The organism is Methylosinus sp. LW3 (assembly GCF_000527115.1).
In the GTDB taxonomy this organism is placed as follows: Bacteria; Pseudomonadota; Alphaproteobacteria; order Rhizobiales; family Beijerinckiaceae; genus Methylosinus.
Genome location: NZ_AZUO01000001.1, coordinates 1,167,326 through 1,178,859 on the forward strand (window position 1 = coordinate 1,167,326; position 11,534 = coordinate 1,178,859).

Sequence of the window (11,534 nt, forward strand, 5' to 3'; positions counted from 1 at the left end):
CTCACACTGAGGAGGCGGCGAAGCCGCCGTCTCGAAGCGCGAGGGCTCCAGAGGGCGGCGCTGACGGCTTCCTCGTCCTTCGAGACGCCCGCTTCGCGGGCTCCTCAGGATGAGGAAACCTTCGACCGGCGCCGTGGGGTGGACAATAGATGTCGATTTCATCGACTATCACTGATGAAGGCGCGGGCGATGATGAAAAATCCTGCCCATCCCGGTGGGCTCATCCGAGACAATATCGAGGAGCTGGGCCTGAGCGTCGCCGAGGCGGCGAAGGGGCTCGGCGTGACGCGGCAGCAGCTCTATCGACTGATCAACGGTCATCACGGACTCACGCCGGAAATGGCGCTGCGGCTCGAGCAGGCTTTCGGCGGATCGGCCGACGCCTGGATGCGGATGCAGATCGCCTATGACCTTCGCGCGGGCGCGGGCGCGCGCGAGCGTTTCCATTGCTCGGCTCGCGCCGAAGGTGGCGTGAATTCGTCAGGCTCTGCGAGGTCACATGCTCGAACGCGATAGACGAATTTATGGTCGATGTGTTCGACTGATGATCGATGGCGTCGAATCGCTTCTGTGTCATGAACCCGGCGAACTGTTTCGCGACGGGCGCGAAATCCCGCTCGCCACGCCATATTTCTTTCATGCATTTCAATCGGATCTGGAAGACTACGCCGAACAGCTCGAAAAGCTCGGACTGTTGCGGCCCTTGATCGATCCTCCGGGCCATGCCTGCTGCTTCGAGCTTGTTTGCGGTTCCGAAGAAGCAGAGCGGATCGCATATGAGCGCGCTTCGTCAGGGGCGCCGCTGCCGAGGCTCCTCGCGAGCCTGTTCTATTTCGCGAGCGACAAAGTAGGCATGACCGACGAAATCGGGGTCGAGTTTCCGCTCGGCTGCTACGCGCGTGACGTGATGCCCGATATGTGCGAACTCGGCTACGCCGCTCGAAAAGGGCAGGGGTACGTCTGGCTGCCTCGATTTCAAGAAATTCTCGATATCAAAGTCGTATAGCCGCGTCTGACGTCGTTGGTCTCGCTCCTTCGTCGCTCACCCCCACAGCTCCTTCTCCGGAGGATACACCAGCGACCCCTCGTACCGCAGCCCCGGCTCGCGGTCCTTCGCCAGCAGCAGCGGTCCGTCGAGATCGACGAACTCCGCCCCTTGCGCGACGATCAGCGCTGGGGCCATGGCCAGCGAGGTGCCGACCATGCAGCCGGCCATGATCGAGAAGCCGAGCCGCCGCGCCTCGGCGGCGAGCGCCAGCGCCTCGGTGAGGCCGCCGGTCTTGTCCAGCTTTATGTTCACCGCGTCATAGCGCCCGACCAGCGCGACGAGGCTGATGCGGTCGTGGACGCTCTCATCGGCGCAGATCGGCACGGGGCGGGGGAGGCGCGCGAGCGCTTCATCGGCGTCCGCCGGCAGCGGCTGCTCGATCAGCTTCACGCCGGCTTTCGCGCAAGCTTCGCTATTGGCGACGAAATTTTCTTCGCGCCATGCCTCGTTGGCGTCCACGATCAGCGCCGAATCGCTCGCACCGGCGCGCACGGCCGCAATGCGCTCGGCGTCGCCATCGCCGGCGAGCTTCACCTTCAGCAGCGGGCGATGCGCGGCCTTGGCCGCGGCCTCGCGCATTTCTTCCGGCGTTCCGACCGAGATCGTATAGGCGGTGACGAGCGGCTCCATGCGCAGGAGGCCGGCGAGCCGATAGGCGGAAACGCCGGTGCGCTTCGCCTCCAAATCCCAGAGCGCGCAATCGGCGGCGTTGCGGGCCGCGCCCGGCGGCAGCAGAGCGGCCAGCGCTGCGCGATCGGCGCCGGCCTCCAGCAGATCGCGCACGCTCTCCAGCTGATCGACGACGCTCTCGACGCTCTCGCCATAGCGGGCGTAGGGCACGCATTCGCCGTGGCCAATGGCGTCGCGGTCGGCGAGCTGAGCCACCACCACGACGGCCTCGGTCTTGGCGCCGCGCGAGATGACGAATCGCCCGGCGATGGGGAAACGTTCGACGGAAATGGTCAGTTGGACGCCCATAGCGATTTTTCCAGTTGAAACAGAGAGACTGCGGGCGCCGCGGCCAGGCTCGCGCTCGACTCTGGCTGCGGCGGAAGTTAAGACGCTGCGGGGCGCGGAGAAAGGGAGCCGCCGGCCCATAGGGCCGAAAATAGGCATGGCCACGGACCTCGACCATACGGCCCGCCTCTCGTCGCGACGAGAGGGCGAGACCGCGCGCTTCGCGCTGGGCGGCGAATGGGTGCTCGCCGATTCCGCCGCGCTGGAGAAGGACGCCGCCGGCATGGCCGCCGCCGCCCGCGGCGCCGCTCGCGCTATCGTCGATCTCGCGCAAATCGTCCGGCTCGACACCGCCGGCGCCTGGATCATCGGCCGCGCCATGGACGAGCTCGCCCATGCCGGGGTCTCCGTCTCGCTGGAGGGCGCGCGGCCGGAGCATGTCATCTTGCTGCAAGAGACGAAGTTTCGTCCCTTCGAGGCGCCGTCGCGCTGCCGTCGCCTGCTCGTCGTCGATATTCTCGCCGATCTCGGCCGCTCCGTCGTCTCGGCGGCGCAGGACGCCTATAGCGGCGTGGGCTTTCTCGGCGAGTTCGTCGTCGCCTCGGGCGTCTCGCTCATGGCGGCGGGACGCTTTCGCTTCACCTCGCTCGTCTATCATATGGAGAGCTTCGGCTTTCGCAGCCTGCCGATCATCGCGCTCATCAATCTGCTCGTCGGCGCCATTGTCGCGCAGCAGGGCATATTCCAGCTGCGACGCTTCGGCGCCGGCGCCTATGCGGTCGATCTCATCGGCATTTTGGTGCTGCGCGAGCTCGGCGTGCTGCTCACCTCCATCATGATCGCCGGCCGCTCCGGCTCCGCCATCACCGCCGAGCTCGGCTCGATGAAGATGCGGGAGGAGGTCGACGCCCTGCGCGTCATGGGCCTCTCGCCGGTCGAGGTGCTGGTGACGCCGCGCGTCTTGGCGCTGGTTCTGTCGCTGCCGCTGCTCACCTTCATCGCCGATATGTCGGCGCTGTTCGGCGGCCTTCTGGTGTGCTGGGTCTATGAGGGCATCAGCCCGGCGGCCTATCTCTCGCTGCTGCAGGCGGCGATCGGCCGCAACACTTTCATCGTCGGCCTCATAAAGGCGCCATTCATGGCGCTGGTCATCGGCATGGTGGCCGCTATGGAGGGCATGGCGACCAGAGGCTCGGCCGAATCGCTCGGCCGCCATGTCACGGCTTCTGTGGTGAAGGCGATCTTCATGGTCATCGTGCTCGACGGCTTCTTCGCCATCTTCTTCGCCGCGATCAAATATTAGCCCGATGACCGACCTCGCCTCGCAGACGATCGAAAAGCCCGCCGCGACGCGCGAGACGGTCATTCGCGTGCGCGATCTCTTCGTCGCCTTCGGGCAGAGCTTGGTGATGCGCGGCCTCGATCTCGATGTCTATCGCGGCGAGGTGCTGGGCTTCGTCGGCGGCTCGGGGCAGGGCAAATCGGTGCTGATGCGCACCATTCTCGGCCTCGTCGATAAGCGCTCCGGCCTCATAGAGCTGTTCGGGCGCGATCGCGACGCGCTGACCTCGGCCGAGCGCCGGCGCGTCGAGCGGCGCTGGGGCGTGCTGTTTCAGAACGGCGCGCTGTTTTCCAGCCTCACCGTGCGGCAGAACATTCAAATGCCCATGCGCGAGACCGGGCATATTTCGGCGCGGCTGATGGACGAGCTGGCGATGCTGAAGCTCGAGCTGGTCGGCCTGCCCGCGAGCGCGGCGGACAAATTTCCGGCCGAATTATCGGGCGGCATGATCAAGCGCGCGGCGCTCGCCCGCGCGCTCGCCCTCGACCCGGAGCTGGTCTTTCTCGACGAGCCGACCTCCGGCCTCGACCCCATAGGCGCGGCGGAATTCGACGAGCTGATCGCCACTCTGCAACATACGCTCGGATTGACCGTCTTCATGGTGACGCATGATCTCGACAGCCTCTATTCCATCTGCGACCGCATCGCCGCGCTCGCCGAGGGAAAGGTTATCGCCGCCGGGCCGATGGAGGAGATGCTCGCCTGCGAGCATCCTTGGCTGAAGGCTTATTTCCACGGCGTGCGCGGATCGCGCCTCTCCGGCGCGCTCGACGCGCGCAAGACGAATATGCGAGGACGAGAGTAGGCCCCATGGAAACCCGCGCCAATTTCGCCCTCATCGGCGCTTTCACCCTCGCCGTGGTGTTCGCGGCCTTCGGCTTCGTCTTCTGGTTCTCGGGAGCGAGCCAGACGGCGCAATACAAGACCTATGAGGTTCATTTCAACGGCTCGGTCAGCGGGCTGCTGCGCGGCGGCGACGTGCGCTTCAACGGGCTGAAGGTGGGCGAGGTGACGCAGCTCGCCATTTCCGAACAGGATCCGAGCCGCGTCGACGTGCTCGTCAGCATAGACCGCAAGACGCCGGTGAAGACCAACACGCGCGCGCGTCTCGAGCAGGCCGGCTTCACCGGCGTCTCCTATGTGTCGCTCACCGGCGGCACGTCGGGCGCGGAGGAGCTGCGCGCCAAGCAGGGCGAGACCTATCCCGTCATCGAGGGCGAGCGCTCCGAGTTTCAGAATATTCTCGAGAATGTGCAGAAGCTCTCGTCCACCGCCACCGAAGTTCTCGAGAGAGTGGGCAAATTGCTCGACGCCAATTCGCAGACCATCTCGGACACGCTGCGAAACACCGAGAAATTCACCAAGGCGCTCGCCGATAATTCGGGCGGAATCGACTCCTTCATCCATGACATGTCGGAGATCAGCGCCTCGATGAAGCCGCTGCCGGCGCGTATCGACAAGCTTCTCGCCGCGATCGATCCCAAGAAGCTGAACAGCATTGCTGCCGACATCGCCGGCGCCTCGGCCAATCTCAAGAATTTCTCCGGCGGCGGCCTGAAGCAATATGAGCAGCTCGCCGTCGATGCGCGCAAGACGCTGGAGACGGTGGAGCGCGCCGTGCGCTCGCTGGAGAAGAATCCGCAGCAGGTGATCTTCGGCGCGAGCCCGTCTCTGCCCGAATATCGCGGCAAGTGACCGAGCGCTCGGGTGAGACGCCACGATCCTCGCCCTCATGCCGAGGAGGCTCCGCAGGAGCTGTCTCGAAGCACGAGGGCGAGCCCCAGAAGGCGGCGCGTGACGCTTTCCTCGTCCTTCGAGACGCCGGCTTCGCCGGCTTCTCAGGATGAGGAAAGCTTCGTTCAGCCGTTCTCGAGCGGCTTTGATGACCAGCGACGTTCGAGTAAGCTTGGAATCACGACAGCGTTCCAGCCGAAGTGGACGCCGGTTCGGCGTTGGAAACGCGTCGAAAAAGGTAACAGGGAAAGCGGCGCGGCGTCGCGCGCGATCAGCGGGAAGGATCGGTCCATGACGCCGTCGAGAGCGTCGCTCTCACTCATTCTGCTCGCCGCTCTGGCGCTCGCGGCTTGCGGCGGCGCGCCGCAGCGCGAGAGCTTCGATCTCGGCGGTCCCGGCGAGGCTGGGCGCGCGCTGGCGCGGCCCTTGCGCGGCACGCTCGCCGTCGCCGAGCCGCAGGCGGTGCAGCCCATCGACTCCGATCGCATCGTCGTGCGCACCGGGCCGAACGAGGTCGCCAATCTCGCCGAGGCGCAATGGGTGGATCGGCTGCCGCGGCTCGTGCAGGCGCGGCTCATCGCCGGCTTCGACATCGGCCGCCGCGCCGGCTCGGTCGTGCGCGCCGGAATGATCGCGGATCATGTGCTTTCGACCGAGATTCGCCGTTTCGAGATCGATGTGACGACTTCCGAGGCGGTGGTCGAGATCGCCGCCAGAATGCTCGATTCGCGCGGTGCGCCGGTGGGGCAGGGCCGCGTCTTCTCGAGCCGCGCGCCGGCGCCCCATTCCACCGGCGCGGCGGCGACGCAGGCGCTGGACGAGGCGCTGACCGCGACCGTCGGCCAGATCGTGCGTTGGACCGCGGCGCAAGTCTGAGCGCGAGCCTGCGACATGACGCCGTCGCAGGCTCGAGGAAAGACTAGCGCGTCCGCCCTACCGATGATAACTGATCGCGCGATAGGACGAGCGTCGGGCCGAAGCTTCGGGCGAGGGACTTCGGCGGCCCGCCGAATTTTGCGCCAGCGGCAGGCGCGCCGACACGTCAACGGAAGAGACAGAGCACCATGGTGAAGACCAGCCTCTACGACCAAGCGAACCGCTATGGCGCCGAGCCCGGCGGCGGCGCTCCGACCAAGGCGAAGATCACTTTCGTCGATTCGCATGGTCAGGCCCGCACGGTCGAGGGCGAGACAGGCTCCACGGTCATGGAGACGGCGCGCCGCAACGACATTCCCGAGATTCCGGCCGAATGCGGCGGGGCCTGCGCCTGCGCCACCTGCCATGTCTATGTCGACGAGGCTTGGGTCGAGAAGGCCGGCAAGCCGTCGCAGATGGAAGAAGACATGCTGGACTTCGCCTTCGACGTGAAGCCCAATTCGCGCCTCAGCTGCCAGATCACCGTGCGGCCGGAGCTCGACGGCCTCGTGGTGACGACGCCCTCGCAGCAGGGCTGAGGGCTCCGCGAGGACGCAAGCCGCCGATCTTCGAAGGACGAAAACGCCGCCCCGTCGCGGCGTTTTTTTTTGCGTTCGTTTTGATCTCCCGAAGACATTTGCATGACGGCGCGGATGCTATAGACCATGGCCGTGAAGGGATCGGGTTTCGACCGGAGCTGGCCGCGCCGGCCTGCCTGTTTCGATGGCGGCGGCCATGGTCGATCGAAGCGCGCTCGGCGCATTTTGGTCCGACGAGAGTCGCCCCGCCCTCGCGAAATTTCGTTTCGAACGCGGCGAAGGATGGACAATGACTGAGACAATCGAGACCGACGCGCTGATCGTCGGGGCCGGCCCGGCCGGTCTGTTCGCGGTTTTCGAATTGGGCCTTCTCGATATTCGGGCTCATGTCATCGATATTCTGCCGCGCGCAGGCGGCCAGTGCTCCGAGCTCTATCCGGAGAAGCCGATCTACGACATTCCCGGCCATTCGCTCGTCACCGGCCAGGGCCTCACCGATAATCTGCTGGAGCAGATCAAGCCCTTCAATCCGACCTTCCATTTCAATGAGATGGTCGAGACGCTGACACCCACGGGCACGCCCGAGCAGCCCTCCTTCGAGGTGACGACCGACGCCGGAACGAAATTCAAGGCCAAGGTCGTGCTCGTCGCCGCGGGCGGAGGCTCCTTTCAGCCGAAAAAGCCGCCAATCGCCGGCATCGACGCTTATGAGAACAAGTCGGTCTTCTATGCGGTGCGCCGCATGGAGGATTTCCGCGACCGTGACGTCGTCATCGTCGGCGGCGGCGATTCGGCATTGGATTGGACGCTCAATCTGCAGCCCATCGCCAAGAGCCTGACGCTCGTCCATCGCCGCGATCAGTTCCGCGCCGCGCCGCATTCGGTCAATGCGCTGCAGGAGCACATCGCCGCCAAGCGGGTGGACTTCCGTCTCGGCCAGGTCACGGCGGTCGAGGGCGTGGACGGCGAGCTCTCCTCGGTGACGATCCGCGGCAATGACAATGTCGACACGGTGGTGTCGGCGCATCGCCTGATGCCCTTCTTCGGCCTGACGATGAAGCTCGGCCCGGTGGCGGATTGGGGGCTCAACCTGCACGAGAATCTCGTTCCCGTGGACACGGAGAAATTCGAGACCAATCACCCCGGCATTTTCGCCATCGGCGACATCAACACCTATCCGGGCAAGCTGAAGCTCATTCTGTGCGGCTTTCACGAGGCGGCGCTGGCCGCGCAGAAGGCGCATCGCTACATCTTCCCGGACAAGAAGCTGCTGTTCCAATACACGACGTCCTCGACCAATCTGCAGAAGAAGCTCGGCGTCTGATCGCCGAGCCTCGTCCTTTGGTCGCGCGGAGGAGGGGCGAATGTCATCGCAGGCCTGGGGTGAAGTCGACGCCTATATCGCCGATCGGCTGATCGGCGCCGACGCCGATCTCGATTCGGCCCTCTCCGCCAATGCCGCCGCCGGCCTGCCGGCGATCGACGTCTCGCCGCCGCAGGGCAAGCTGCTGCATCTGCTGGCGCGCTCCATCGGGGCGAAGCGGATTCTCGAGGTGGGCGCGCTCGGCGGCTATAGCACCATATGGCTGGCGCGCGCTCTGCCCGAGGGCGGCCGGCTGGTGACTTTGGAGCTCGAGCAGAAGCACGCCGATGTCGCTGCCGCCAATCTCGCGAAGGCCGGTCTCGCGAGCCGTGTCGAGATTCGCGTCGGCGCGGCGCTGGACACTCTGCCTAAGCTCGCGGCGGAGGCGGCCGGTCCCTTCGACCTCGCCTTCATCGACGCCGATAAGCCCAATAACGCCAATTATTTCGCCTGGGCGCTGAGGCTCGCGAGGCCGGGGAGCCTCATCATTGTCGACAATGTGGTGCGGGACGGCTCGGTGCTCGCGGGGACGGACGCCAACGCCGCCGGCGCGAGAGCGCTGTTCGAGGCGATCGCCGCCGAGCCCCGCGTCACCGCGACCGCCATTCAGACGGTCGGCTCCAAGGGCTGGGACGGCTTCGCCATCGCGATCGTGAACGGCTGACGCGGCGCTCCGATACGAGGACGGATGCAGATGGCGCGCCTCTACAGCGACCAAATGGTCGGCTATTGGCGGAAGGGGATGCGCGAGCTGAATTTCGGCGATGCGCTTTCCGAGCTGCTGTATCGAGAGCTGACCAAGCGCAGCATGCGCGACCGACGCGCCGGACGCTATAAAAGCGATTTCGACGTCGTTCGCTTGATCGGCAGCGTCATTTCCGATCATCAGATCGAGATCGATCTCACCCATTCCCGCGCCTATCGCGCGCCGAAGATCGCCTTTTGGTGCTGCGGCAAGCGCGACCCGCATCCGCTGAACGAGGAGTTCCGGCGGCATTGCGTCTTTCTGGGCGCGCGCGGACCGCTCACGCGCGATGCGCTGGGCCTGCCGGCGGAGACGCCGCTCGGCGATCCCGCATTGCTGCTGCCCTTGCTCTATGCGCCGCGCATCGATCCGGGCCTGGCCGACAAGGCGATCTGCGTGCCGCATTTTCTCGAGCCGAAAACCGATCGGCAGCTGATCGAGGAAACCGGCGTCGATCTCGTCGTGCGGCCGAATATCGCCGCGAGCCTGGACGCCATTCGAGCGACGATCGACCAGATCGTGAGCGCGCGTTTCGCGCTCTGCGGCGCTCTGCACGCAGCTATCCTGCGCTGCGCCTATGACGTCCCTTTCGGCTATCTCGACAGCGGCTACGTCGATGTTCCATTCAAATGGGACGATTTCGCCGCCTCGATCGGCGTCGGCGCGCGCTTCGCGTCGAATCTGCCGCAGGGCGAGGCCTTTTATGCGGAAGATTTCGCCGGAAAAATCCGTAAGCCCGATCTTCTGGCGATTCTCGATTGCGCGCCCATCATCGCGCCCCGCGCCTTGCGCGCCCGCGTCAAGGCGCTGAAAAAAGACTAGGCTGGAGGTCGGTCGCGTCTTTCGGCTACGCCTCCGCCTGCGGAAGCGCCGCATCGGCGGGGGCGGGCGAGCGCCAGCGCGCAACCGGCCGGCCGCAGAGATCGACGCGGTGGTCTTGTCCGCTCGAAAAGCGCCCTGAAAATGCGAAAGCGCGGTCCGGTTCGATCGGATCGCGCTTCGAGGCCGAGGGCGGCGCTTCGGCCGCCCCTGCCGATATCGATATTTCGATCTGCTCTCAGCAGGCGTCGGCGAGCGCCCGATCGCGCGCAGCCGCGCCCTTTTGGACCGGCTCGCCGGCGGCGTCGAAGAAGGAGGCGTCGATCTGGCGGCCCCTCTCGTCATAGCGCCAGGCGATTTTGGCGACGCCGAGGCCCTTGCGCAGGGTCGGCTTGCCGTCAGCGTTGAAATAGGCTTCCTCGACCTTATTACCGCGCTCGTCATAGCGGCGGGCGACACGCGCCGCGCCTATGCTCTTGCGCTTCACAGGGCGGCCGTCGGCGCCGAAGTAAGTCTCCAGCACCTCGATCCGCCGGCGCGTCGGCGTATTGGACTGGTCCTGAGCGGGCGCGGCCGCAGTTCGCGCGGCGCGCCGTCCTTCGCGGGGGGCAACTTCATAATCCATTGTCTCGACTCGGCCTCTCGAGCGATTTTCGAGTCGATCCCCGCGCATCGTGGCGCATGCGGAATCGATCACGAATTCGCTTTTGTCTTCTGATGGATGCGCCTTCACTCCGCTGGGGGCGGGAGCGGAAAGGCGCGCCAGCGGCGCAGCCTCCGGGCTGCGTTCAGACGGCGAGGACGGGCGGAGCGCGCGCTCCGACAGGAAGTTGGGCGAGACGTTTATGACCGCCGGATTCGCGCAGAGGCAGGAGAATTCCCGCCTCGGGCGAGTGCGGCGGCTCGAGCTCGGCGAAGCTGCCGATGACGCCGCCGTCGAGCCCCGTGCAATGCTGGATGCAGCAGGCGTCCATGCCATGCGCGGGAGCGCGCGGACCCTGCGAGCGCTCGTCCACCGCCTTGGCGGTGACGCAGATCGCGCTGCCGAGGGCGTTCTGTCCGGCGCGGGCGCCGACGACGAGGCCCGCGGCCAGTCCCTGCAGCACGAGCAGATAGGCGACGAGCAGCGTCGCCGCGGTCTGTCCATACTGCCGAGATTTGTCGCTCTGCTGGGTCACGATCGCTCCAAGATAGGCGGGCCTGGCGACATGGTCAATGGAGCCTTGCGGGGCTATCCTCGGAATTTGCTGAAAATGCGAGGATTTCTGGCGGAAAAAAGACCGCGCGGCGCCACGTTGGCGCTTTTGCCGGAGGGCAAATCTCGAATTGCGGAGCGGAGGCGACTGTTCTATTCCTAGCTTTAGGAATGAGGTCCGCCAATGGCTGAGATCCTGACGCATGCGCAAATCTGGGCGGCGCTGGACGCGCTCGGTGAGCGCTATGGCCTCACCGCCTCCGGCCTCGCCCGCAAGGCCGGGCTGGACCCGACCACTTTCAACCGCTCCAAGCGGCAGACCGCCGATGGGCGGCTGCGCTGGCCCTCGACCGAATCGATCGCCAAGGTTCTGCAGGCGACCGGGGCGAGCCTGGACGAGTTCATGTCTCTGGTCATGGCCAAGGGGCAGCGGCCGACGCGCAGCGCCCGCCCGCTCATCGGCCTCGCCCAGGCCGGGGTCGGCGGCTATTTCGACGACGCCGGCTTCGCCACCGGCACGGGCTGGGACGAGATCGACGTCTTCGCCGACGCCGACGAGCATTCCTACGCGCTCGAGATTTCCGGCGACTCTATGGCCCCTCTCTATCGCGACGGCGACATCGTCATCGTCTCGCCGGCGGCCCCGGTGCGCCGCGGCGACCGCGTGGTCGTGAAGACCACCTCAGGAGAGGTGCTCGCCAAAGAGCTGAAGCGCCAGACATCACGCACGGTGGAGTTGAAATCCTTCAACCCCGCCTATCCGGACCGCGTCCTGCCCAAGGAGGAGGTGAGCTGGATCGCCCGCATCCTTTGGGCGAGCCAGTGAGCCGGCGGCGTCATGTTCCCTCGACGTCGAGACGCTAGAGCATTATCCGAT

Annotated in this window: 14 protein-coding genes; 11 read left to right on the forward strand and 3 right to left on the reverse strand. The window is 65.8% G+C overall.

Going from position 1 to position 11,534, the window contains the following annotated elements; translation table 11 throughout:
- Nucleotides 1-189: 189 nt before the first annotated feature.
- Both METLW3_RS27380 and METLW3_RS0105740 read left to right on the forward strand, forming a co-directional pair.
- On the forward strand, nt 190-516 hold the full coding sequence (locus tag METLW3_RS27380) for a HigA family addiction module antitoxin (protein WP_024879011.1): 327 nt from the start codon (nt 190-192) through the stop codon (nt 514-516).
- 28 nt (nt 517-544) lie between these two features.
- Complete coding sequence (locus tag METLW3_RS0105740) at nt 545-1,006, forward strand: hypothetical protein (RefSeq protein WP_024879012.1); 462 nt, start codon at nt 545-547, stop codon at nt 1,004-1,006.
- Nucleotides 1,007-1,042: 36 nt separating this feature from the next.
- On the opposite strand, the gene dgcA is transcribed toward METLW3_RS0105740, so the two are convergent.
- Nucleotides 1,043-2,026, reverse strand: a complete 984-nt coding sequence (gene dgcA, locus METLW3_RS0105745) for an N-acetyl-D-Glu racemase DgcA (protein ID WP_024879013.1) — start codon at nt 2,024-2,026, stop codon at nt 1,043-1,045.
- Between the two features lie 136 nt (nt 2,027-2,162).
- Here dgcA and METLW3_RS0105750 point away from each other — a divergent pair, with 136 nt between their 5' ends.
- The 8 genes from METLW3_RS0105750 (at nt 2,163) to METLW3_RS0105785 (ending at nt 9,465) form a co-directional block, all read left to right on the forward strand.
- Nucleotides 2,163-3,308 carry an ABC transporter permease gene (locus tag METLW3_RS0105750; RefSeq protein ID WP_024879014.1) on the forward strand — a complete coding sequence of 382 codons (1,146 nt, stop codon included), beginning with the start codon at nt 2,163-2,165 and terminating at the stop codon, nt 3,306-3,308.
- A gap of 4 nt (nt 3,309-3,312) precedes the next feature.
- Nucleotides 3,313-4,152 carry an ABC transporter ATP-binding protein gene (locus METLW3_RS0105755; RefSeq protein WP_024879015.1) on the forward strand — a complete coding sequence of 280 codons (840 nt, stop codon included), beginning with the start codon at nt 3,313-3,315 and terminating at the stop codon, nt 4,150-4,152.
- Between the two features lie 5 nt (nt 4,153-4,157).
- On the forward strand, nt 4,158-5,042 hold the full coding sequence (locus METLW3_RS0105760; RefSeq protein ID WP_024879016.1) for an MlaD family protein: 885 nt from the start codon (nt 4,158-4,160) through the stop codon (nt 5,040-5,042).
- A gap of 330 nt (nt 5,043-5,372) precedes the next feature.
- Nucleotides 5,373-5,957 carry an ABC-type transport auxiliary lipoprotein family protein gene (locus tag METLW3_RS0105765; RefSeq protein ID WP_024879017.1) on the forward strand — a complete coding sequence of 195 codons (585 nt, stop codon included), beginning with the start codon at nt 5,373-5,375 and terminating at the stop codon, nt 5,955-5,957.
- Between the two features lie 188 nt (nt 5,958-6,145).
- The gene (locus tag METLW3_RS25170) at nt 6,146-6,535 is read left to right on the forward strand and encodes a 2Fe-2S iron-sulfur cluster-binding protein (protein ID WP_024879018.1); all 390 of its coding nucleotides are present in this window, start codon (nt 6,146-6,148) and stop codon (nt 6,533-6,535) included.
- 289 nt (nt 6,536-6,824) lie between these two features.
- Nucleotides 6,825-7,859, forward strand: a complete 1,035-nt coding sequence (locus METLW3_RS0105775; protein ID WP_024879019.1) for an NAD(P)/FAD-dependent oxidoreductase — start codon at nt 6,825-6,827, stop codon at nt 7,857-7,859.
- Between the two features lie 40 nt (nt 7,860-7,899).
- Nucleotides 7,900-8,562 (forward strand): O-methyltransferase, encoded by a 663-nt coding sequence (locus tag METLW3_RS0105780; RefSeq protein WP_024879020.1) that lies wholly within the window; start codon nt 7,900-7,902, stop codon nt 8,560-8,562.
- 24 nt (nt 8,563-8,586) lie between these two features.
- Nucleotides 8,587-9,465: a hypothetical protein gene (locus METLW3_RS0105785; RefSeq protein WP_024879021.1), complete on the forward strand. Its 879-nt coding sequence runs from the start codon at nt 8,587-8,589 to the stop codon at nt 9,463-9,465.
- Nucleotides 9,466-9,700: 235 nt separating this feature from the next.
- On the opposite strand, the gene METLW3_RS0105790 is transcribed toward METLW3_RS0105785, so the two are convergent.
- Both METLW3_RS0105790 and METLW3_RS0105795 read right to left on the reverse strand, forming a co-directional pair.
- Nucleotides 9,701-10,087, reverse strand: coding sequence for a hypothetical protein (locus METLW3_RS0105790; protein ID WP_024879022.1), 387 nt, complete (start codon nt 10,085-10,087; stop codon nt 9,701-9,703).
- A gap of 163 nt (nt 10,088-10,250) precedes the next feature.
- Nucleotides 10,251-10,640, reverse strand: coding sequence for a DUF2946 family protein (locus METLW3_RS0105795; RefSeq protein ID WP_024879023.1), 390 nt, complete (start codon nt 10,638-10,640; stop codon nt 10,251-10,253).
- A gap of 201 nt (nt 10,641-10,841) precedes the next feature.
- Here METLW3_RS0105795 and METLW3_RS0105800 point away from each other — a divergent pair, with 201 nt between their 5' ends.
- Complete coding sequence (locus tag METLW3_RS0105800) at nt 10,842-11,483, forward strand: helix-turn-helix transcriptional regulator (RefSeq protein WP_024879024.1); 642 nt, start codon at nt 10,842-10,844, stop codon at nt 11,481-11,483.
- Nucleotides 11,484-11,534 lie beyond the last annotated feature (51 nt).

Excerpts from the sequence above, each read along its gene's own strand:
- METLW3_RS0105760 (WP_024879016.1), top strand. The coding sequence starts at position 4,158 with ATGGAAACCCGCGCCAATTTCGCCCTCATCGGCGCTTTCACCCTCGCC.
- METLW3_RS0105780 (WP_024879020.1), top strand. The coding sequence starts at position 7,900 with ATGTCATCGCAGGCCTGGGGTGAAGTCGACGCCTATATCGCCGATCGG.
- dgcA (WP_024879013.1), bottom strand. The coding sequence starts at position 2,026 with ATGGGCGTCCAACTGACCATTTCCGTCGAACGTTTCCCCATCGCCGGG.
- METLW3_RS0105765 (WP_024879017.1), top strand. The coding sequence starts at position 5,373 with ATGACGCCGTCGAGAGCGTCGCTCTCACTCATTCTGCTCGCCGCTCTG.
- METLW3_RS0105790 (WP_024879022.1), bottom strand. The coding sequence starts at position 10,087 with ATGGATTATGAAGTTGCCCCCCGCGAAGGACGGCGCGCCGCGCGAACT.
- METLW3_RS25170 (WP_024879018.1), top strand. The coding sequence starts at position 6,146 with ATGGTGAAGACCAGCCTCTACGACCAAGCGAACCGCTATGGCGCCGAG.
- METLW3_RS0105740 (WP_024879012.1), top strand. The coding sequence starts at position 545 with ATGATCGATGGCGTCGAATCGCTTCTGTGTCATGAACCCGGCGAACTG.
- METLW3_RS0105750 (WP_024879014.1), top strand. The coding sequence starts at position 2,163 with ATGGCCACGGACCTCGACCATACGGCCCGCCTCTCGTCGCGACGAGAG.
- METLW3_RS0105800 (WP_024879024.1), top strand. The coding sequence starts at position 10,842 with ATGGCTGAGATCCTGACGCATGCGCAAATCTGGGCGGCGCTGGACGCG.
- METLW3_RS0105785 (WP_024879021.1), top strand. The coding sequence starts at position 8,587 with ATGCAGATGGCGCGCCTCTACAGCGACCAAATGGTCGGCTATTGGCGG.
- METLW3_RS0105755 (WP_024879015.1), top strand. The coding sequence starts at position 3,313 with ATGACCGACCTCGCCTCGCAGACGATCGAAAAGCCCGCCGCGACGCGC.
- METLW3_RS27380 (WP_024879011.1), top strand. The coding sequence starts at position 190 with ATGATGAAAAATCCTGCCCATCCCGGTGGGCTCATCCGAGACAATATC.
- METLW3_RS0105775 (WP_024879019.1), top strand. The coding sequence starts at position 6,825 with ATGACTGAGACAATCGAGACCGACGCGCTGATCGTCGGGGCCGGCCCG.